Raw genomic sequence first — 21152 nt, 5'->3', positions numbered from 1 at the left:
GGTCAGGCCTTCAGCACCTCCACCTTGTACGAAACCGCATCCCCCTCCTGCTCGATGATGAGCCCGTGCACGTCCGATTCGAAGCCCGGGAAGCGGGCGTTCTGCTCACGGGCGATGCGCAGCGACTGGATGATCGGCTCGTCGCTGTCGCCGAAGCGCTCGCCCGGCATGATGGTCGGGATGCCCGGCGGGTACGGCACCAGCATGGTCGCAGCGACGCGACCACTGAGCAGCTCGATGTCGACCCGCTCGATCTCGCCCTTCACCAGGTGGTTGTAGGCATCGGCCGGGGTCATCACCGGGGTCGGTAGATCCACGTACATCTCGCGCATCACCTTGGCCACGGCAAATTCCTGGTTGAACGCATGCAGCGCGTCGCACAGGTCACGCAGGCCCCAGCCGGCGTAGGCATTCGGATAATCGGCGGCCAGCGTCGGCAGTGCCTGGCTCAGCGGCGCATTGCGATCGTAGAGCTCCTTGAACGCCATCAGCTCGGTGACCAGGGTGCTCCACTTGCCCTTGGTGATGCCCATCGAGAACAGGAACAGCACCGAGTACAGGTTGGTCTTTTCCACGGTGATGCCGCGGCCCCACAGGAACTTGCTCAGCACTGCCGCCGGGATGCCCAGCTTGCCCATGCTGCCGTCCATCGCCAGGCCCGGGGTCAGCAGGGTCACCTTGACCGGGTCGATCAGCACATAGTCATCAACCAGGTTCTCGAAGCCGTGCCAGTGCGCATCCGGCTGCAGGTACCACTCCTCGCGCTTGGCCACCAGCGGTGCTGGCGTATCGCCCTTGTCCAGGCTGCGCTCGAGCTTGGTGGGCTGCCACACGCTGAACCACCAGTCATCGCGGCCGAGATCATCGCGCACGTGCAGCATCGCGCGGCGGAAGGCGATGGCCTCGTCGTGCATTTCCTGTACCAGCGAACGGCCGGCATCGCCCTCCATCATCTTCGAGGCAACGTCACAGGCCGCGATCACCCCGTAGTGCGGGCTGGTCGAGGTATGCATCATGAACGACTCGTTGAAGCGCTCGGCATCCAGGTTGCGCTGCGCCGAATTGCGTACGTGGATCATCGATGCCTGCGAGAACGCCGCCAGCAGCTTGTGGGTCGAATGCGTGGTGAAGATGATCGCATCCTGCTCACGCGGCTTGCCCTTGGCCATGCCGTAGTGGTTCTCGTAGAACGGATGGAACGCGGCGTAGGCGTACCAGGCTTCGTCGAAATGCAGGAAGTCGACCGCGCTGCCGATCTCATCGGCAATCTTCTCGGCGTTGTAGCACAGGCCGTCGTAGGTCGAATTGGTCACCACCGCGATGCGCGGCTTGGAACCGGCCCTGTAGGCCTGGCTGGCCAACGGATTGGCGGCGATGCGCTGCTGCAGCGACTCCGGCGTGAACTGATCCAGGCTGATCGGACCGATGATGCCGTGCGCGTTGCGGCTGGGGGTGAAGTACACCGGCACCGCACCAGTCATGATCAGCGCGTGCAGCAGCGACTTGTGGCAGTTTCGATCGACGAACACCACGTCGCCACGCGCCACCGTGCCATGCCAGACGATCTTGTTGGCGGTGGAGGTGCCGTTGGTGACGAAGAAGGTATGGTCGGCACCAAAGTTGCGCGCGGCTTCGTTCTCGGCGTCCTTGATCGGGCCGGTGTGATCGAGCAGCGAGCCCAGCTCCGGCACCGAGATCGACAGGTCGCTGCGCAGGGTATTCTCGCCGTAGAACTGGTGGAATGCGCGGCCGACCGGCGATTTGGTGAACGCCACGCCGCCGGCATGGCCGGGCGTGTGCCAGGAGTAGTTGGACTCGGCCGCATGATGGATCAGCGCCTTGAAGAACGGTGGCAACAGGTTCTTCATGTAGTCTTCGGCCGCGCGCATCACCTGCCGCGAGATGAAGCTCTTGGTGTCCTCGAACAGGAAGATGAAGCCATGGATGTACTTGAGCAGCTTGCTCGGCACCTTCTCGATGGTGCGGCGCTCGCCGTACAGGAACACCGGCAGGTTGGCGCGGCGTGCGCTCTGCTCGCGCAGGAAGGCAGTCAGGCGCTGGAACTCGCCATCCACTTCTTCGCTGCCGTCGATCGAGATCAGCACTGCCGAGGCCGCCACGTAGGTGCGGGCACCAGCACGGGCATCATCGAGGTTCAGGCCGCACAGCACGCGCTGGCCATTGCCGCGCAGCTCTTCCACCAGGGCGCGGATCAGGATGCCGCCGATGCGCGGCGACTCGTAGTCGTTGTCGATGACAATGACCGGATAGTCCAGGGACTTGAAGTACACGTTGATTCTCCTTGTCGAACTCAGGAACGCTGGGCGCCGGCGCTGATGGCCGAGGCCTCACGGGCGCGCTGCCGCTGCTGGCGGCGCTCCTCGCTGAAGAAGGGATAGAACACGGTGATGAACAGCACGAACAGGAAGGCGTACTGCACGATGGTTCCCGACGAGCCGTAGATCGCCCACAGGCAGTACACGACGGTCAGGCTGGTCAGGGTCCAGAACGCACCGGTGTGGACCAGGGTGTGCGACCGCTCGACCACGAAGTAGCACGCCACGCACGAGTAGATGTAGGGCAGCAGGGTCAGCACCACGGCCGCCGACGTGATCACGTCGAACTGGGCCGACGCGGTTTCCGAGGTGGAGGTGACCAGCACCGCCAGGGTCATCAGCACGGCCACGATCAGCACGCCCTTGACCGGCACGTCATCCTTGTTGGTCTTGCTGAAGATGCTCGGGAACAGGCCATCATCGGAGGCCGCCTTCGCACTCTGCGCAGTCAACAGGATCCAGCCACCCAGCGAACCGGCGGCACCGATGAAGGCGCACAGGCTGACCAGCGCACCGCCCCAGCCACCGACCGCCTTGGCCGCGGCCAGCGCGAAGGGCGCGTCGGATACCTGCAGTTCCGAGTTCGGCACCATGCCCATGATCACCGAAGAACTGGCGATGTAGGCGATGGCGGCCAGGAACACACCGGCCAGCGTGGCGCGGGCCACGTTCTTTTCCGGGTTCTCCACCACGCCAGCCGTCACCGAGGCCGACTCGACACCGATGAAGGCCCACAGGGTCAGTGCTGCAGCGCTGGAGATCGCGCCGAAGTTGGACTCGCCCGACACGTTGTAGGCGCCCTTGAAGATGTCGGCATCGAAGAAGAACCAGCCGAAGATGGCGATGCCCAGGATCGGCACCAGCGCAAAGCTGGTGGTGACCGTCTGCACCCGGCTGACGAACGCCGGGCCGATCATGTTGGCGAAGCTCAGTGCCCACACCAGCACCAGCACCGCGATGCAGCGCACCAGTGGCTCGGACAGGATCGGGAAGAAATAGCTGAAGTAGCCCACCGCCGCGATCGGAATGGCGACGTTGCCGATCCAGTTGGCGAACCAGTAGATGGTATTGGTCTGGAAGCCCATGTAGGGTCCGAACCAGTCACGCGCGTAGGCGTAGGGGCCACCCGCCTTCGGTGCCAGCTTGCCCAGCTTGGCGAACACGAAGGCCAGCAGCAGCGCACCCGCGGTAGTGATCAGCCAGCCCCAGATCGAGGCGGTACCGATCTTGGCCAGGCTGGAAGGCAGCAGGAACACGCCTGAGCCCATCATGTTGCCGGCGACGAGGAAGGTGGCTCCGACCACCCCGATTTTCTTTGCTTCTGCCATGACAATCTCCAGTACTGGCATGAGCCCGGTGCAGCCGGGCGTGGGGACGGGTTACGCTGGCATACGACCGCTGGCGCCTATTTGATGAAGTTGTATTGCAGGCTGCCCTGCACCCGGACCGTGTCGCCGCGCGCACCGCCCTGCTGTTCAAGGCGGCCGTACAGCAGCTCCATGCCCATCGTCCACGAAGGCGCCGGGCTCCAGATCAGGTTGAAGACGCCGTAGCGGCTCTGCCGGAATGCGTCGGCCGCCAGTGCGGCATTCCGCTCCAGGGTCAGCTGGCCGAAGATCACGTTCGAACGCCACAGCCCGGACCAGTAGTGGGTGTAGCCGACGAAGCCGCCGTGCAGATCCAGCGCATCGAGGCGGCCATCGGTACCGACTACCGCGTCCAGCCCGGAGCCGGTCAGGTCGGCGGTGTAGCGGCTGAGACCACGCCCACCCAAGACACCGAACAGCAGCAGATCGCGCTCACCCACGGACGCCGATCCACTCACCTGCAGACCGCCGGCCACGCGCCGGTCGCGCACGCCATCGCCGTCATAGGCCAGGCTTCGTGCCACTGCGCCGAGCTGCAGGTGGCCCCAGTCACGCTCCATGCGCGCGGTCACCGTCACATCAGGCAACCGGTTTACCGCGCCCCGCTCATCGGTGGCACCAGCAAGTTCGGTCTTCGGATCTTCGGCAGCGACAGTCAGGATGTTGCCCTTGCCTATTGCGAAGCTGTGGTGGATGCCCGCCACCAGCAGGTATCCGGCACCGCCGGGCCCTGCGAAATCCAGCGTATCGGGCAGGCTGTCCGGGTCCATGAAGCTGGAATAGCCGTAGCCGGCATAGGTATTGCCGAGCTGGCCATAGGCATGGCGCAGGCGGAATTCGTAGCCGTCACTGCTACCGAAGAAGTCATTCTCCAGGTAGAAGCGTAGGTTGCCGTGCGTGGTCGGACGTCGCGCCTCGAAGCTGAAGCGGGTCTGCTTGGCATGGATGTTGAAATTGGAGACGTCACGATGGCGACCGCCCACCGGCATCGATGAAGGAATGAACTGGTCCTCGTCGCCGGCTGCACGCGAATCGGCGATGGCATCCAGCTTGGCGTAGCCGCCGATGCGGATCATCGTGTCAGTGCCGGGAATGGCGAAGAAGCCCTTCAGGTCCGGATCGGTCGGGCCGGCCGCACTGTCCGGTCGCGACGCAGCGGTGGACGGGTCGGCCACTGATTCGCGCTGCGGCAGCACCGGCTGCGCCACGCCCGGCACCTGGGTGGGATGCAGCAGGTTGGCGCTGCTGGCGGCTGCAGCCATCGGCGGCGGCACCTGCGCCCTGGCCGCTACGGCCCCCTCACGCTGCTCCAGCCGATCCAGGCGCTGCTGCATCCCTTCCAGCGCCTGGCGCATGGCAGCGATCTCCTTTCGCAACGCCTGCGCATCTTCCTGACCATCCTGCTGCGCATACGCTGGCGTGATCGCCAGTGCGGTCAAGCAGGCCAGACTCAGTACCGCCACGCGCATTGCATCCTCCCTGGACGAACACTTGATTCGCGCTGACGGGACGCACGCATGTGCCACCCCGGCCTCGCGCCGCCGTTGCTGGAAATGCGGATACTGCGTCGACGACAACGGACAGCCTGCGCATGACAGGCAACAGGACCGTGACACTGCCCTGCCTGTACCGATGTCGACTCCATCAAGGCCGCACTGCCAGAGAGGTGGCGACCGCAGCGGTCTGGGTAACAAGCATAGGGTGAGAGTGTCGTGAATGGCTGAGCCGACCGACCCCGATCAGGGCCTGGCGAGCGCGGCATCCATCGCGCATTGACGCTGTATTCCATGCGTCACAGGCTAATCCGCCTGTCGTTTTTGGCCTTGATTGGAATCAAGGCACGAGGCTTGATGTCAGTCACTATTCAGACGTGACGACGAACAGATGATGCGCAGGCCGCACATCGATCCTGATCACGGAAAGCAACAGGCCCGCATGCTGCCATGCGGGCCCGTGGGTCATTCCGATGAGAGGCGCGACTCAGCGCGGGCCCAGCACCGTCTGCAGGTCAGCGCCCTGCGGCAAGCCGGCGCGACGCTGCACCTGGCCCTGCGCGTCCTGGAACAGGATGCCCGGCGTGCCCTGGAAGCCCATCTCGATCATCAGCACCTGGTTGGCGTCGAGCTTGCCAGCGATCTCGCGACTGATGTTCGGCAGCGCCTTGATGCCACCACGATCAAAATCGTGCTCGTTCTGCAGCAGCGCCGCGCTCGGGTCACGGGCAGCGAGGATGGCCGCCGCCTTGGCCGGGCTGTCCTCGCGGATGACGCCGACCATGATGTGACGCAACTGCACCTTGCCGGCGTCGACCCACGGCCGTGCTGCTTCCCAGAACTTGTGACAGTAGGGGCAGTTGGCATCGCTGAAGGTATAGACCACGCGCGGCGCATCGGCCTTGCCGTCACGCACCCATGCACTGGCTTCCAGCTTGGTCCACATCTTGGCCGACATCGGTGCAGCGACCAGCTTTTCCACCGCCTCGGCGGCCACATCATTGCCTTCGGCATCGAACAGGCTGCCTACCAGCACGTGCTTGCCGTCGGCGGTGACGTAGGCTGCGGCCGGCTGCTGCCCGCCCACCACGCCAGCGAAGCCACGCAGGCCGCCCGGTGCATCGAACTCGGCAACGACTTCGAAGCCGTGCTTCTCGATGCCTTTCAGCACCGCAGGACGGTCACCTTTGGCCGCGGACGTCGGAGCACTCGCAACCGGTGCTGCCGCCGTCTTGCCCGGTGGGGTCTGGGCCTGGCTGCAGGCGGCCAATGCCAGCATGACCGGCAGCAACAGCACCGCCGGAGCGATGCGCAGGGAAGTGGACAACATGGGAACTCCGTAGTGAGATGCCCGGGCAGGCTACCGCAGCCGGCGCAGTTTGTGTTCAAGACCGGCCGCAGTCAGTTCGCCCAGGTGCAGTTCACGCAGGCGCCCGTCGGCATCGAAGAAGAGCGTGGAAGGATAGGCCTGCACGCCTAGCACGGTTGAAGCGGCAGCGTCATCGTCCAGCAACACGTTGCCCAGCACCAGTCGTTCGCTGGCGAGGAAACCCTGGACCTCATCCAGGGTTTCGCCCTGGTTGAGGAACACAAACTGCACCTCGGTATACGTCTGCTGTGCGGATGCCAGCACCGGCATTTCGCGTCGGCAGGGGCCACACCAGCTGGCCCAGAGATTCAGTACCACCGGTTTGCCCCGGAACTGCTGCAGGTCGATCACGCGCCCCTGCAGATCGGCCACGTTCACCGCCGGCAGCGGCATCCGCTGTGCCTGCCATGCCGCCAGCAGGTGGCTACCCGCCGCCCAGAGCACCACGCCCGCCAGCGCCCCCGCCAGCACCGGCGCACGCAATGCATGCCATGGCCTCAGCCGCCAGACACCCCATGCCAGGCCTGCAACCAGCGCGACCGTGAGGTGATACCCACCATCGGCGATCTGCAGGATGCTCCAGGGGGCCTCACGATAGAGCGCGAAGTTCAAGGCCACGAAGCTGATGCGTCCGCATAGCAGGCCGATCAGCAACATGTCCAAGACCATGCTTGCCGCGGAAGGCACTGCCATCCCGTCCTTCCGACGCGGCCACAGATGTGCCACCGCCATGGCCAGCAGCACGCACATCAGGATCAACACCACCGGCATCGGCACCGGCCCAACACTCGACATCAGCCCACCTGTTCCAACATCCGTTGCCTGCATGGTCGAGGCGTCGCGCCCAGGTTGCAAGCGCGACGCCCACCGCAGGCATCAGGCCGCGCTGCGCGGCATCTGCATGCCAGGCACCGGTTGCAGCCCGCGCAGGCTGCCCGCCACCGATGACAACAGCGGCCGCTCGCGCCGCTTGTTGTTGACCAGCCGACGATAGTTGGCCGGCGTCATTCCGACGATGCGCAGGAACAGGCGGCGGAAGGCGCTCTGGTCGGCGTAGCCCACGCCCCAGGCCACTTCATCGATCCCCGCCCCCTGCTGCAGCAGCGTCTGCGCCTTGGCGATACGCAACCGCTGGCAATACTCGATAGGACGCAGCCCCGTGGCCTTCAGGAAGCGCCGCTGCAGGGTCCGCGGCTCCAGTCCGGAAACCTCACAGATCGCGCCGAGCGTGGCGCCGCGCGCAGCCGTGGTATGCAGCCAGCGCTGCGCCTTCAGCACATCACGATCACCGTGAGCGAAGTTGGCACTGAAGCGCTCCAGATCCTGCTGGATGGCTGCCGGCACCGTGATTCCCAGCTGCTGCGCCACGGAACTCGCCACCCCCTGGCCATACAGCCGATACAGCAGTCGCAGGCCGAGGAAACGCCACGCCTGGGAACCGGCCACCGTCAGCAGGTCGCCATCATCGACCAGCGCGCGCTCACTGGGTACCCAGCTGGCAGCTTGCCCCTGCAGGCCGGGATGGCGCCCGAGGTCCGGCCCACTGACCGTGCGCCCGGCCAGCAGACCGGCACGCGCGAGCATGCTGACACCATCGCTGGCCGCCGCCAGCAGACTGCCACCGTCGTAGTGCGCGCGCAGCCAATCCAGCAGGACCTCATCGGCACGCAGGCAGACGCCTTGGCTGATCTGGCCAGGCACGGCGATTACAGCGGGAATGTCTGCCTCGAGCATCTCCGCGCCGGCGATGCGATGCACGCCGGTCTGGCTGGCCGGCACGATCCAGCGGGTCACCAGGACACGCTTGAACGGACGGCGCTGTTGCTGGGCAAGCCGGTTGGCCACATGTGCCATTTCAGTCAGCACGGAGGCGGCCGATGGGTCGCCTCCCGGGTACTCGACCACCGCGACCTCGACGAATCCTTCGTTTCTGAATCCTTCCACAGACCATCTCCTCGGTTCGTTGCAGGCCATCCAGCGGCCGGTTCAGGCGCAGGGTAGGAACTGCCTCGAGGGTGGGGCTATGAAGAAAGTTGCAAAGTGCGCTGAATGCGCCCTCATCGGCGGGGCCTTGACCCTGGACCAGACTCAAGGCTTCACAATGGCCGGCGGCATCTGCAGGAATCCCCCATGAACATTGGTCAACTGGCGCGCCAGGCCGGCGTACCGATCGATACGGTGCGCTACTACGAGCGCCAGCAGTTGCTGCCCACGGCGGCACGCTCAGCCGGGGGCTACCGCATCTTCGGCGAGCAGGACCTGCGCAGGCTGCGCTTCATCCGCCGTGCCAAAACGCTGGGTTTCAGCCTGGAAGAAATCGCCGAACTGCTGGCGCTCAGTGACCGCCACCCGCAGGACATGGGCAGCGTGCGCGACACGGCGCAGGCCCGACTGAGGGACATCGCGCAGCGCATGGCCGAACTGCAGCGCATGCACACCGCGCTTTCGCAGCTGGTCGACGCCTGCCCCGGCCACGGCACACTGGATCAATGCCCCATCCTGGCGGCACTGACCGACGACGCCCCCTGAGTACGGACGACCACCATCCGCCTCGCAACGCGCGTGAAGAAAAGTGCAACAAATGCTTGCCAACCCCCTGGGGCAAGGCTATTATTTCGCTCCTCAGCGACGTGGGGCCATAGCTCAGCTGGGAGAGCGCCTGCATGGCATGCAGGAGGTCAGCGGTTCGATCCCGCTTGGCTCCACCAATCTTTCGGCATTAGGCCGCCGAAAGGTCGCTAAAGAACATTGATGAGAATTGCGTCCCCATCGTCTAGAGGCCTAGGACATCACCCTTTCACGGTGGCGACCGGGGTTCGAATCCCCGTGGGGACGCCACTCATCACGAACAACGAGGACCCGGCCGATAACCGGGTCTTTTTTGTTCACCGCCTACCGGCATTCAGGTTGTGGCGTTGCGGGTCCCCTGCCTTGGTGGCAGCGGTTGAACCGGAACGAAAAAAGTTCTGAAAAAGCTTCCACAAACGTGAACACGCAGGTATGATAGGCGGCTCGGCAACACGGGGCCATAGCTCAGCTGGGAGAGCGCCTGCATGGCATGCAGGAGGTCAGCGGTTCGATCCCGCTTGGCTCCACCACTTTCGACAGTAGGCCGTCGAAGGTTCGACAACTTGAAGTTTTCGTGCGTCCCCATCGTCTAGAGGCCTAGGACATCACCCTTTCACGGTGGCGACCGGGGTTCGAATCCCCGTGGGGACGCCAGTTTCAAAACGGACTCTGCTCCCGGCAGATCATCCGGAGTTTCATTGGGGCCATAGCTCAGCTGGGAGAGCGCCTGCATGGCATGCAGGAGGTCAGCGGTTCGATCCCGCTTGGCTCCACCACTTCGACATTAGGCCGTCGAAGGTTCTACAACTTGAAGTTTTCGTGCGTCCCCATCGTCTAGAGGCCTAGGACATCACCCTTTCACGGTGGCGACCGGGGTTCGAATCCCCGTGGGGACGCCAATTCTTGGAAACCCCGGCTTCGGCCGGGGTTTTTCTTTGCCCGCGATTCCTGGGAAGGCCCTATCCACGCATGGCGTGGATCTACTGCAGGTCCCCGGTAGATCCACGCCATCGTGGATGGCTTCACCCCGATTACGGCTCAGAACCGCCGATACATCCCGATCGATGCTGGTGCCGTGGGTGCGAAACCAAACTGGGCGTACAACCGATGCGCCTCGCCATCGGCCAGCAGGCTGACGTACGCCGATGGCGGCAGGTTGGCCTGCATCCAGCCATCCAGGCGCCGCATCACCTCCTTGCCCAGTCCCTGCCCCTGCAGCCGCGGCAGCACCGCGATATCGCAGACCTGCAGATGGCAACCGCCATCGCCGACGATGCGCCCCATTGCCACCAGCTCACTGCCCTGGTACGCACAGACACCAAACAGCGTGTTGGGCAGTGCGCGCGCAGCTGCTTCCCGGGTCTTGGCGCTGAGGCCGGCCAGTACACGCAGCTGGCAGTAGTCCTCGACCGTGGGCACGGCTTCGCGGAACTGGCAGGCGATGGAATCGTTCATGCGGTATCTCCCTGTAGGTCGGGCTATCCTGCCGCATCCACGTCGCAGCTGCTGCGACCCAGGCCCTCCACAGTCCCATGTGCTATTCCGCCCTTATCCGCGCTGACTACGCCAAGCTGGTACGCGAGTTCGGCGCCATCCTGTCGCTGGAAGAGTTCGCCGAACTGTACGCACACGATCCGGGCAAGAAGCGGCCGAAGACCCCGAAGGCGATGGATGACGGATTCGCCGGCGCGCGTACCGAACAGGGACGGGACATCGTGACGAAGATCCAGCAATGGCATGCGCAGGAGCGGCAGGCACTGGAGGCCGAACTGGCCCGGCAACGCGAACGACGCGATATCGCCCATGCCACGCTGGCCACCCGGCCCACGCAGAAGGCACGCCATGACCTGCGCGTGGCCGGCAACCGCATCGAGCGCGCGCAGGCCCGACTGGAGGACCTGCATCGGGTGCAGTTGCTGCCGCGCGACAACCGCATCTTCCCTGGCACCTACGCGCCGGTGATGGTCAGCGAGAACGGCCAGCGCGTGATCAAGCCGATGCGCTACCAGTGCCGGCTGCCGGACAAGCCGGCGCGCAACGACGTGCTGTACCCCGGCACCTACAATGCGCGGCGCGACAGCCTGGAGGGCTACTGGCGGGGTGCGTTCGGACTGCGCCACGGCGTGGTAGTGGTGCAGGCGTTCTACGAGCACGTGCCACGCCACGCCATCGCCGGCCGCACCCTCGGTGCCGACGAAAAGGAACAGGACGTGGTGCTCGAATTCCGTCCCGTTCCGCCCCGCGACCTGCTGCTGGCGTGCCTCTGGGCGGAATGGGAAGGACCGGAAGGCCGCCTGCTGTCGTTTGCCACGATCACCGACGCACCTTCCAGCGACGTCGCCGCGGCCGGGCATGACCGCGGCGTGGTACCGATCCGCAGGGAACACCTCGACGCCTGGCTCAATCCCGACCCGGATGACCTGGCGCGCCAGTACCAGATCCTCGATGACCGCGAGGAGATCCGTTACGTGTACGAGGAAGCGGGCTGAGCGCCAGGCGCAATTGAAAAACCCCGCCTGGGCGGGGTTCCTGGTTCAGGGGTTGCCGCCGCACATCGCCTCTTCGCAGAAGGCCTGTTCCTGCAGGCATTGCTCAACTTCACCGCCGCGCGCGATGCAGCTCTTGTAGAGCTGGAAACAGGGCTGGCCGCACCATGCGGCAGACGCCGTACCACCGAAGACCGCCATCGAAAGGACACCCGCAGCAACCATGCGCTTGATCCACTTCTGCATGCCACTCTCCTTGTAGGCCTGAGCATTCAGGCCCCAGCAGCATACCCCCGCCGGTGCACGGCGAGCGGCTCAGGCCTGGACGCTGGAGCGGCCAACCGCACGCGCCAGCGCCCGCGACAGATCGGCTGACAGGTACGGCTTGACCAGCAACAGACCCGCCAACATCGGCGCCGGCAGCTGCTCGGCCAGCATTCCGGTGGCCAGCACGAACGGAATGCCACGTGCCGAAAGCGCTGCGGCCACCGGCTCACTGGTCTCGTTGCGGGCCAACCGGTAGTCCAGCAGGGCCACGTCCGGGGTGCTCTGCTCGAGCAGCTGCAGGGCTTCGGACACGCTCGCTGCGAGCCCGACCACGGTCGCACCGGCATGCACCAGCTGCATCTGCAGCAGGGCTGCACTCATTTCGTCGTTCTCGACCACCAGCACCCTCAGGTCCTGCAACACTGTCATCAGCTACCCCCTCCTGGAGGCAATTGCACACTGGGAGTATAGCTACCAAGGAGCCAATGCCGACAGGAACCGCCCTGATAGGCCCTCCTACTATGCATCTCCCGCCGACCTCGGTTACACTCGCACGCTGCCTGCCGGTGTGGCGGAATGGTATACGCAGCTGACTCAAAATCAGCCGGGGGTAACCCCATGAAGGTTCGAGTCCTTTCACCGGCACCACTGCATCAAAGGCCAGGTCCCCGACCTGGCCTTTTGCATTTTCAGGGCCGGGGCGCCGACACTGGCGACGATGCCAACGCCCGCCCTGCCCACGCTCCCTGCAACGCTGCCCGCACGGCTGCGTCCACTGCACGTGGATGATGCTGCCGCCTGGTCCCGCTATCTCTCGCTGCCGGGCGTGACCGGGCACACCAGCTGGGGCGACGTTTCCGAAATGGCACTGCGACGCCAGATCGCCAGTTACCTGCCCACGGCAACGGACCAGCGCTGGGCGCTGGTGAACGCCGACGACCAGCTGATCGGCACCGTTGGCCTGAACGGAATCGACCTGTCGCATGGCCGCGGCGAACTCGCCTATGATCTCGATCCGCGCTGGCAGGGTCAGGGACTGGCCACGCACGCAGCACGCGCGGTGCTCGAATGAGGCCGTGCCGCACACGCCCTGGTCCGTATCCAGGCGACCGTCCTGGACAGCAACGCCCGCTCGATCGCCGTGCTGGAACGCCTCGGCATGCAGCGCGAAGGCCTGCTGCGCGCTTACCGGCGGGTTCGGGGACAGCCCCGTGACTTCTGGATGTATGCCCAGGTGGAAGGCTCTGCGTCACCTCGATGACACACAACTGCGATCTACGGCAAGGTTTAAAATAGACGTAGCTCACACTTTTCTTGCCAGCCTCACCTACTTCTGCCTATCGTGATCCCAGCCGGAGCTGGGGGCGGGGGAATGCATGACGTTGCGTGCGGCACTGTTTTTCCTGGTCACGCACGCGCTCGTCATTACCTTTGTCGGCCCGCAGGACCCGATCGGCTCCTACCTGATGCTGATCACCGCCCCACTGCTGGCCGCACTGGCCTGCGTGCGGCGTGCACGTGACAGCCATCAGGCGGCCTGCAAATGGCGGACGCTGGGCGCTGCGGTCGGCTTGTTCTCGCTGGCCCTGCTGGCCCTGCTGTACCGCAATGTGGCCGGCCTCGATCCTGCGCAGATGACCGTACCTTCACTGGTTCTGTACGTGTTCTACCGGATTCCCCTGACCTACGTGGCCGCCAGCCCAGGCGGTGGCAACCGCTACATCCGCGCGGTGGACCTGCTGATCATCGGGTTGCTGTGGCTGTTGTACTACGGGCACACGCGGGCGATGGCGCACTTCAATACCGCCCTGTGGACGCAGTGCCTGAACACCATGAGCAGCGTGCAGAACAGCCTGGTGTTCTGCTTCGCACTGATCCGCTTCCTGGCCGAGGACAATGCCGACCGCCGTGACTTCTTCCGCACGTTGACGATCTACGCGCTGGGCTACTTCCTGTTGGCGTTCTACATCAGTACCTGGCAGCCGCAGGTACCCGATGGTGGCTGGGGGGACCTGCTGATCAGCGGGCTGTTCGTGCTGTTGGCCGTGCTGGCCGGCAGCCTGCACCGCCCACCAGCAGTGGCTGTGCCGCGCAACCTTCGCCGCATCGTCGATGCCAGCGCGCCACTGATGCTGCCGTTGCTGCTGATGATGGTGGCGCTGCTGGTCGCACGCCTGCAGCCGACCCTGGCCTCGGTCGGTTTCATCGGTGCCCTGCTCGGCTACGCGCTACGCAGCGTGCTGACCCAGGCCCAGATCCAGCGCGAGCGCGACGAACTGGCGCTGCTGGCCCGGCGCGATCCGCTGACCGGCCTGGGCAACCGCCGCAACTTCGATGAATCGCTCGTCAGCGCGCGCGGTCGCGCTCGCCGCCAGGGCATGGGGCTGGCGGTGCTGATGATCGACATCGACCACTTCAAGCGACTCAATGACACCTACGGGCACCCGGAAGGTGATCGCCGCCTGCAGGCGGTCGCCGCGATCCTCGAGGGCTGCCTGCAACGCGGTGATGACCTGCTGGCCCGCTATGGCGGCGAGGAATTCATCGCTGCCCTGCCCGCGCCCGACGCAGCCCACGCCTTGGACCTGGGCGAGCGCCTGCGCGCCGCCGTGGAAGCCGCCGCGCTGCCCGCCGCCGAGGCTTACGTGACCATCAGCATCGGCGTGGCCTGGCAGGCCGCACATGAGCAGGCCGACCCGCGCGGCCTGGTCGACCGCGCCGACCAGGCCCTGTACCGCGCCAAGCATGCCGGCCGCAACTGCGTGCAGGCTGCCCCGGGCCTCGAGACCGGGAAACAGCCCTCCGACCGCTTGGCCTAGACCGCGCGCAGCACCGCCGCACCATGCATATGCCCAGCCCCGCCCTGCACGCGGAAGCTGGCCACGGTCTGCAGCAGCTGCGCCGACTGTTCTTCCATGCTGCGCGCCGCGGCGGAGGCTTCCTCTACCAGCGCGGCGTTCTGCTGCGTGCCCTGGTCGATCAGGTCGACGGCATGGTTCATCTGCTGGATGTCGTCGCTCTGCTGCTGTGCTGCCGTGCTGATCTCGGACATCAGGTCACTGACCCGGCGCACGTTGACCACGATCTCGTCCATGGTACGGCCGGCGCTCTCAACCTGCGCCGTGCCGGCGCCCACATTGGCAACCGATGCATCGATCAGCTGCTTGATCTCCTTGGCTGCGCTGGCCGAACGCTGCGACAGCTCGCGGATCTCGGTAGCAACCACGGCGAAGCCACGCCCGTGTTCACCTGCTCGCGCCGCCTCCACCGCCGCGTTCAACGCAAGGATGTTGGTCTGGAAGGCGATGCCGTCGATCACACCGATGATGTCGACGATGCGCCGCGAGGACGCGTTGATCACCGCCATGGTCTCGACCACTTCGTGCACCACGTTGCCGCCGCGCGCGGCGACATCAGCGGCGCCTCCGGCCAGCTGGCTGGCCTGCCGTGCGTTGGTCGCGGTGCGCTGCACGGTCTCGGCCAGGCCCTTCATCGACACCGCGGTCTCCTCCAGCGACGCTGCCTGCTGCTCGGTGCGCTGCGACAGATCGCTGTTGCCCTGCGCGATCTCGGTTGCACCGACCGCGATGGTGTCGGCGGCGAACTTGATCTGACCGATGATCGCGGCCATCGCCTCGACCAGCGAATTCACGCCTTCGCACAGCTCGGCGATCGGCCCGCGCTTGTCGGTGGTGGCCACGCGCTGGGTCAGATCACCCTGCTTGGCGGCAGCCACCACCTCGCGGGTCTGCGCCACGGCACGCTGCATGGCCTGGTTCTCATGCACCTGCGCGGTGATGTCGGTGGCGTACTTGACGACCTTGAACGGCTTTCCGTTGAGGTCCAGGATCGGGTTGTAGGACGCCTGGATCCAGACCTCGCGCCCGCCCTTGCCAAGGCGCCGGTACTGGCCGGCATCGTATTCGCCACGGCCGAGCTTCTCCCAGAACTGGCGATACTCGATGCTGCCGCGATGCTCGGGCTCGACAAACAACGAATGGTGCTGCCCGCGCACTTCGTCCAGGCTGTAACCGGTGGCGGCCAGGAAGTTGTCGTTGGCCGACAGGATGCGGCCATCCATGCTGAACTCGATCACGGCCTGCGACTTGTCGATGGCAGCCAGCTGGCCGGCCGAGTCGGCCGCCTGCAGCTTCTGCGCGGTGATGTCAGTGGCGAACTTGACTACCTTGTACGGACGCCCCTGACGGTCCAGCACCGGGTTGTACGAGGCCTGGATCCAGATCTCGCGCTGGTTCTTGCCGAAACGCCGGTACTGGCCAGCGTCATATTCGCCACGTCCCAGCCGCGCCCAGAAGTCACGGTATTCGGCGCTGCGCGCCTGCTCGGGATCGACGAACAGGGAATGGTGCTTTCCCTGGATATCCTCCAGCCGGTAGCCCATCGCCTGCAGGAAGTTGTCGTTGGCCTGCAGGATGGTGCCATCGAGGGCGAACTCGATGACCGCCTGCACGCGATGCAGCGCCGCGACCTGGGCTTCAAGTTCGGCGCGGTCGGTTGCCATCGACTCGGTGCCGGTCCGCTGCTGCGGGGCAAGGGCACCCAGCAGCGCGCGCCACGGCGACCAACGGGTATGCAGTTCGGCCGGCGCCTGCGCGTCCGCCGTGAAGCCTGGAATGAGCATTGTCTGATCCTCGGTGTCCGGTAAGCGGTTGCGATCCGACGGGCGGGATGCCCGGCGGCAACTTCGGTTGCTTGGGACTGCAGGTGCCCGCAGGCACCCCTCGAGCAGCTGGCAAGAACGTCTGGTGCGGGTCCGATCAGCATTGGGGAGCGGCGGAACACACTGCGCGGACCGCCCATCGGGGCAGTCTGGGGTCCTGCGGCGGGTGGCTGGAGCGGGATCCAGAGGGAGTATCGGCGATGCCGTCGGCCGCTTTAGCGGGATTCCGCGACGTCCGTCGCAACTCCGTACATTGCAGACGGAATGTGGTCGACGATTGCCGTGTACTTCACGTTCCGCTCATGTGCCACAACCTGCCCACCAAGGGACTCAGGCCCTCCCCCGCCACCGGGTAGCGGAATGCAGCAATGCCTGAGCATTGAATAAAGCATCGCTCAGCAGAAGGATGCAGCTCAAGGCAGAAAGGTTTACATGACCAATGCGGGATTCCCCAGCAGGAAAAAGCGAACAGCATGAAGGTCCCGCAGGACGCTCATCGACATGGAGATCGCATGTTCCCTCGCATTGCCACCCTTCTCTTCCTGGCCATGTGCAGCAACAGCGCGCTGGCCACCGACACAGCCTATCGACCGGCCTTCCACCCAGACCGGTTGAAGGGCCCCCCAGCCGGGCGCCCGAACGAAGTGCTGGTACTGGGCACCACCCATTTATCCGGCCTTCCCACGTCCTTCCAGCCGGCCTCGCTTGAGCCATTGCTGCAGCGACTGGTCGCCTGGAAACCCGAGCTGATCGCTACCGAAGACCTGTCCGGCCTCCAGTGCGATTTCATGCGCCGTTATCCGGCCCGCTATGCGGAGAGCGTGGCCACCTACTGCTTCGACACCACCGCTGCGCAGGTTGCGACGGGACTGGACGTGCCTGCGGCGAACACCCAGGCCGAGCGCCTGCTCGCAACCTGGCCGAACAACCCGACGCCCGCACAACGTCGTCGGCTCGCCGCGCTGTTCCTGGCAGCAGGCGAACGCGGCTCAGCGCAGGTGCAGTGGCTGCGCCTGCCTGCGTCCGAGCGCAAGGACGGTGATGGATTGACTCCGGCGCTGGTCGAGATCCTCGACAAGGGCCTGGTTCGCCGCAATGAAACCCATCTGATCGCCGCCGAAGTCGCCGCCCGCCTCGGGCATGAGCGCCTGTGGGCCGTGGACGACCACACGGCCGATTCCCCCACACCCGCCGAGGATGAAGCGGCGGCGAGCGCGGCCATCACCGGTGCCTGGAACAACGCCCATACCCAGGCACGCAAGGACGCGGATAAACGCTTGTTGGCCGATCTGGACAAGCCCGGGGGTGTCATGGCGCTGTACAGGGCGTACAACAGTCCCACGGTAGCGATGACCGCTTACCAGAGCGATTTCGGCGCGACGCTCGTCGAGCCCTCGCCAAAAGCCTTCGGCAGGATGTATGTGGGCTACTGGGAAACGCGCAACCTGCGCATGGTCGCCAACATCCGCGATGTGCTGGGCCTGCATCCGGGCCGCCGCATGCTGGCCATCGTCGGCGTCTCGCACAAGGGCTACTACGAGGCTTACCTCAACCAGATGCACGATGTGCGTCTGGTGAATTCGGACAATGTATTGCGTTGACGGTGAAGTGCCGGCCGGGCGCCGGCACTATCATCGGATGCCTCCCCTGCACGGACTAGCACATGCTGAAGGTGATCGCCGAAGACTTCATTTACCCCGAAGCCCTGAACCACGTCCTGCCGCTGTACCGGGAACTGGTCGCCTGCACGCAGCGCGAGCCACTGTGCATCAGCTATGAGCTGTTCGTTGACGAGAAGGATCCTGGGCACTTCGTCTTCATCGAGCTGTGGCCCGACCACGGCGCCCTCGACGCCCACTGCGTCAGCGAGCACTTCCAGCGTCTGGTGCCGCAGATCAATGCCTTCCAACGCGCGCCCTGCCGGTTCGTACTGATGAAGCCCGCTGCGCTGTAGATCATCCAGCGGTGGGCTGGCGCGGCGGCCGGCGGGAACGCCACAGCACCGCGCTTGCTGCCAACGTGCAGGCCAGCGTCAGCACCAGCAACGTCACCGCGCCGCCCTGCAGCACTGGCAGCAACGCCTTCGCATGCAAGTCGTCGCGCAGTTGTTCCAGGCGCAGCCAGCTGGCCAGCGCCAGGCACCAGCCAACCATGGCAGGCGCATAGGCGGCAACGACGTTTCGATTCCAGGCCATCATCGTCAGATCTCTTGTCCGGGGGAGGGGCGATTGTTCCGCCCTGCCCTCTCACGGACTGAGACGGGCCGGAGTGCCCCGCCGGGCATGGGCCGATGTCACCGCTCCAATCCAACGCCCAGTGCCCCATCGGCACCGCGCTGGCTCCCGGTGGTGCGGACCGGTTCAGCCCGGTTCGCCGTCGTCACCCGGACTTTCGGACAGCTCGCCCTGTACCTGCACGTTGTTGCGGCCCATCGCCTTGGCCCGGTAGCACTGGGCATCAGCCGCAGCCACCGCCTGGTCCACGCTCATGCCGCTGGCCAACGGCGCGATACCAATGCTGGCACCGACCCGCAGCCGGTCCTGGTCCCACGGAATCGACAGGGAGGCCAGCGTGTGCAGCAGTTCACCACCGATACGGGCCGCACGACGTGGCGTGCAACCGGACAGGATCACCGCGAATTCGTCCCCCCCCAGCCGCGCCACCACGTCCGAATCGCGCACGCCATGGCGCAGCACGCTGGCCACCGCCCATAGCACGGCATCACCGGCCAGATGGCCCCAGGTGTCGTTGACCGGCTTGAAGCGGTCCAGATCGATGTACATCAGCGAGGCTGCCTGGCCGGTGCGCTCGACGCGGGTGATCGCCTGCTGCAGGTGCACCTCGAAGCCGCGGCGGTTGCTCAGCTCAGTCAACGGATCGATCTCGGCCAGGTGCCGGGCTTCGCGCTGGCGCGCGCGCTGCTGGGTGTCGTCGCGCAGCACCCAGACTGCACCGCGCACATGGCCTTCATCATCGCGCAGCCAGGCGCGGGTCAGGTCCACCGGTACCGTTGCCGTGCCCAGCCGCAGCAGCAGGTCGGCGTGCAGGTCCACCGCATTGCTCTCCGGGTCCAGCAGCACTGACACATCCAATACCGAGCCGGGCGCGTACTCGGTGGTCAACGCCAGCACGTCCTGCACCTTGTGTCCGGCCAGCGACAACGCGCCATCCCCGGCCAGGGTACGCACCGCGGCCGCGTTGGCGTAGTCGATGCGGCCATCAAGGCTGACGCTGAGCACCAGGTCAGCCACCGCATCCAGGGTGATGCGGCTGCGTTGTTCACTCTCGAACAGGCGCTGCTCGCTGCTGCGCTGGGCGGTGATGTCCTGGATCTGCGACACGAAATGCAGCGGTTCGCCATGCTCGTTGCGCACCAGCGACACCGACAGCCGGGCCCATATGATGCGGCCGTCGCGGTCGAGATAGCGCTTTTCCAGGTGGTAGTGGCTGCGCCGTCCGTCCAGCAGGTCCCGCACCAGGGCCAGGTCGGCCTGCAGGTCATCGGGATGGGTCAGGCGCTGGAAATCGACCTGCAGCAGCTCTTCGCGCGGGTAACCCAGGATCCGGCACAGTGCGTCGTTGACATCCAGCCAGCGCCCCTCCAGCGAGACCAGGGCCATGCCCAGCGCGGCAGACGTGAACGCCCCGGCGAACTTCTCCGCCGAAAGCCGCGCCTCCGCGCGCGCCTGCAGGATTTCGGTAATGTCGATGGCCATGCCGACATAGCCGATGCGCGCGCCTTCGGCGCCATCCATGCGGCTGATCGACAGGCGCACCTGCCGTGGCTGGCCGTCCTTGCGCAGCAACATCCACTGCCGCGAATAGGTCTGTCCGTCGGCGCGTGCACTGAGCGCTTCGAACACGTCAGGAAGATTGCCATGGGCATCGGCCAGCGGTCGCATCCATGCCTTCAGCTCATCCGGATCGTGGAAGGCATCGAGCCGCCGTTGGCCGACCACCTCCGCCGCGCTGTAGCCCAGCAGACGCTCCGCCCCCGTGTTGAACAAGGTGATGGTGCCATCGGTATCGGTGGCGATCACCGCTACCTCGTCGGACGCATCGACCACGGCCTGCAGGCGTTGCCGGGTCTCGGCCGCGTCCTGCCTCGCCTGCTGCAGCTCGGTGACATCGGCATGCGCGCCGGCCATCCACAACGGCTTGCCCTGCCTGTCCCACTCGAAGACCCGCCCGCGGTCCTGGATCCAGATCCACTGGCCGTTCTTGTGGCGCATGCGCAGCAGGCAGGCGTAGTTGTCGCTGCGTCCTTCGAAATGCTCATCCAGCGCCGCATCGGACAGCGCGATGTCATCGGGATGCACCAGCTTCAGGAACGTCTTCTGGCAGATCGGTTCCAGCTCTTCCAGGCGGTAACCGACAATCTCGGCCCAGCGCGCATTGACCCGCATCTCGCCGGTCTGCACGTTCCACTCCCAGGTTCCCGCAGCGGTACCGTCGATGATCATCGCCAAGCGGCGACGCTCTTCCGCCAACTCCTGCAGGCGGCGCTCCAGCAGTCCATTGCCGTGGGTGCCCTGGCCCGGCATCAATCCGGTCCCCTGCCGGCACGGGCAGGCGCCGGCCGCAG

The 21152-nt window shown here is 65.5% G+C and carries 18 protein-coding genes and 7 tRNA genes; 13 read left to right on the top strand and 12 right to left on the bottom strand.

Annotated elements, in window-relative coordinates; all coding sequences use genetic code 11:
- Nucleotides 1-2: 2 nt before the first annotated feature.
- The 6 genes from V3B30_RS04045 to V3B30_RS04020 form a co-directional block, all read right to left on the bottom strand.
- The gene (locus tag V3B30_RS04045) at nt 3-2291 is read right to left on the bottom strand and encodes an Orn/Lys/Arg decarboxylase N-terminal domain-containing protein (protein ID WP_100473168.1); all 2289 of its coding nucleotides are present in this window, start codon (nt 2289-2291) and stop codon (nt 3-5) included.
- A gap of 20 nt (nt 2292-2311) precedes the next feature.
- Nucleotides 2312-3664: an arginine/agmatine antiporter gene (gene adiC / locus V3B30_RS04040; protein ID WP_014037589.1), complete on the bottom strand. Its 1353-nt coding sequence runs from the start codon at nt 3662-3664 to the stop codon at nt 2312-2314.
- 77 nt (nt 3665-3741) lie between these two features.
- Nucleotides 3742-5172 (bottom strand): DcaP family trimeric outer membrane transporter, encoded by a 1431-nt coding sequence (locus V3B30_RS04035; RefSeq protein WP_262084392.1) that lies wholly within the window; start codon nt 5170-5172, stop codon nt 3742-3744.
- Between the two features lie 511 nt (nt 5173-5683).
- Entirely contained in the window at nt 5684-6526 is an 843-nt protein-coding gene (dsbG, locus tag V3B30_RS04030) for a thiol:disulfide interchange protein DsbG (RefSeq protein ID WP_100473171.1), read from the bottom strand.
- A 30-nt stretch (nt 6527-6556) separates the two neighbouring features.
- Nucleotides 6557-7360 (bottom strand): redoxin family protein, encoded by an 804-nt coding sequence (locus tag V3B30_RS04025; protein WP_262084393.1) that lies wholly within the window; start codon nt 7358-7360, stop codon nt 6557-6559.
- An 81-nt stretch (nt 7361-7441) separates the two neighbouring features.
- Nucleotides 7442-8509, bottom strand: coding sequence for a helix-turn-helix domain-containing protein (locus V3B30_RS04020; protein WP_100473173.1), 1068 nt, complete (start codon nt 8507-8509; stop codon nt 7442-7444).
- 186 nt (nt 8510-8695) lie between these two features.
- On the opposite strand from V3B30_RS04020, the gene V3B30_RS04015 reads away from it, so the two are divergent.
- From V3B30_RS04015 to V3B30_RS03985, 7 genes are all read left to right on the top strand, one after another.
- Nucleotides 8696-9094 carry a heavy metal-responsive transcriptional regulator gene (locus tag V3B30_RS04015; protein WP_100473174.1) on the top strand — a complete coding sequence of 133 codons (399 nt, stop codon included), beginning with the start codon at nt 8696-8698 and terminating at the stop codon, nt 9092-9094.
- Between the two features lie 103 nt (nt 9095-9197).
- Nucleotides 9198-9273: transfer RNA gene (locus V3B30_RS04010), tRNA-Ala, on the top strand.
- A gap of 54 nt (nt 9274-9327) precedes the next feature.
- Nucleotides 9328-9403: transfer RNA gene (locus tag V3B30_RS04005), tRNA-Glu, on the top strand.
- Nucleotides 9404-9587: 184 nt separating this feature from the next.
- Nucleotides 9588-9663 (top strand) — tRNA-Ala (locus V3B30_RS04000).
- Nucleotides 9664-9711: 48 nt separating this feature from the next.
- Nucleotides 9712-9787 (top strand) — tRNA-Glu (locus V3B30_RS03995).
- Nucleotides 9788-9833: 46 nt separating this feature from the next.
- Nucleotides 9834-9909, top strand: a tRNA-Ala gene (locus V3B30_RS03990).
- 47 nt (nt 9910-9956) lie between these two features.
- Nucleotides 9957-10032: transfer RNA gene (locus V3B30_RS03985), tRNA-Glu, on the top strand.
- A 139-nt stretch (nt 10033-10171) separates the two neighbouring features.
- Here V3B30_RS03985 and V3B30_RS03980 read toward each other — a convergent pair.
- Nucleotides 10172-10588, bottom strand: coding sequence for a GNAT family N-acetyltransferase (locus V3B30_RS03980; protein ID WP_100473175.1), 417 nt, complete (start codon nt 10586-10588; stop codon nt 10172-10174).
- A 77-nt stretch (nt 10589-10665) separates the two neighbouring features.
- Here V3B30_RS03980 and V3B30_RS03975 point away from each other — a divergent pair, with 77 nt between their 5' ends.
- Nucleotides 10666-11622, top strand: a complete 957-nt coding sequence (locus tag V3B30_RS03975) for an SOS response-associated peptidase (RefSeq protein ID WP_262083120.1) — start codon at nt 10666-10668, stop codon at nt 11620-11622.
- A gap of 45 nt (nt 11623-11667) precedes the next feature.
- On the opposite strand, the gene V3B30_RS03970 is transcribed toward V3B30_RS03975, so the two are convergent.
- Together V3B30_RS03970 and V3B30_RS03965 are read right to left on the bottom strand one after the other, a co-directional pair.
- A complete protein-coding gene (locus V3B30_RS03970; protein ID WP_075677767.1) occupies nt 11668-11865 on the bottom strand; it encodes a hypothetical protein in 198 nt (65 codons plus the stop codon).
- A 69-nt stretch (nt 11866-11934) separates the two neighbouring features.
- Nucleotides 11935-12315: a response regulator gene (locus V3B30_RS03965; protein ID WP_188485166.1), complete on the bottom strand. Its 381-nt coding sequence runs from the start codon at nt 12313-12315 to the stop codon at nt 11935-11937.
- Nucleotides 12316-12448: 133 nt separating this feature from the next.
- On the opposite strand from V3B30_RS03965, the gene V3B30_RS03960 reads away from it, so the two are divergent.
- From V3B30_RS03960 to V3B30_RS03950, 3 genes are all read left to right on the top strand, one after another.
- Nucleotides 12449-12534 (top strand) — tRNA-Leu (locus V3B30_RS03960).
- Nucleotides 12535-12604: 70 nt separating this feature from the next.
- Nucleotides 12605-12958: a GNAT family N-acetyltransferase gene (locus tag V3B30_RS03955; RefSeq protein ID WP_262083121.1), complete on the top strand. Its 354-nt coding sequence runs from the start codon at nt 12605-12607 to the stop codon at nt 12956-12958.
- A gap of 304 nt (nt 12959-13262) precedes the next feature.
- Nucleotides 13263-14705, top strand: a complete 1443-nt coding sequence (locus V3B30_RS03950) for a GGDEF domain-containing protein (protein ID WP_262083122.1) — start codon at nt 13263-13265, stop codon at nt 14703-14705.
- Here the strand turns inward: V3B30_RS03950 and V3B30_RS03945 are convergent.
- Entirely contained in the window at nt 14702-16528 is a 1827-nt protein-coding gene (locus V3B30_RS03945) for a methyl-accepting chemotaxis protein (protein ID WP_262083123.1), read from the bottom strand. The two genes, V3B30_RS03950 and V3B30_RS03945, sit on opposite strands and share 4 nt — an antisense overlap.
- Nucleotides 16529-17079: 551 nt before the next feature.
- Between V3B30_RS03945 and V3B30_RS03940 the strand changes: the two genes are divergently transcribed.
- Nucleotides 17080-18168, top strand: coding sequence for a DUF5694 domain-containing protein (locus V3B30_RS03940; protein WP_262083141.1), 1089 nt, complete (start codon nt 17080-17082; stop codon nt 18166-18168).
- A gap of 62 nt (nt 18169-18230) precedes the next feature.
- On the top strand, nt 18231-18521 hold the full coding sequence (locus V3B30_RS03935) for a putative quinol monooxygenase (protein ID WP_262083124.1): 291 nt from the start codon (nt 18231-18233) through the stop codon (nt 18519-18521).
- 1 nt (nt 18522) lies between these two features.
- On the opposite strand, the gene V3B30_RS03930 is transcribed toward V3B30_RS03935, so the two are convergent.
- Both V3B30_RS03930 and V3B30_RS03925 read right to left on the bottom strand, forming a co-directional pair.
- A complete protein-coding gene (locus tag V3B30_RS03930; RefSeq protein WP_238381588.1) occupies nt 18523-18762 on the bottom strand; it encodes a hypothetical protein in 240 nt (79 codons plus the stop codon).
- 165 nt (nt 18763-18927) lie between these two features.
- Entirely contained in the window at nt 18928-21111 is a 2184-nt protein-coding gene (locus V3B30_RS03925) for a PAS domain S-box protein (RefSeq protein ID WP_262083125.1), read from the bottom strand.
- Between the last annotated feature and the right edge of the window lie 41 nt (nt 21112-21152).

Origin of the sequence: Stenotrophomonas sp. SMYL41 (genome assembly GCF_036319965.1) — a bacterium.
Lineage (GTDB): Bacteria > Pseudomonadota > Gammaproteobacteria > Xanthomonadales > Xanthomonadaceae > Stenotrophomonas > Stenotrophomonas maltophilia_R.
The sequence above is the reverse complement of the archived record's forward strand: the minus strand, read 5'-3'. Positions and strand labels throughout refer to the sequence as shown.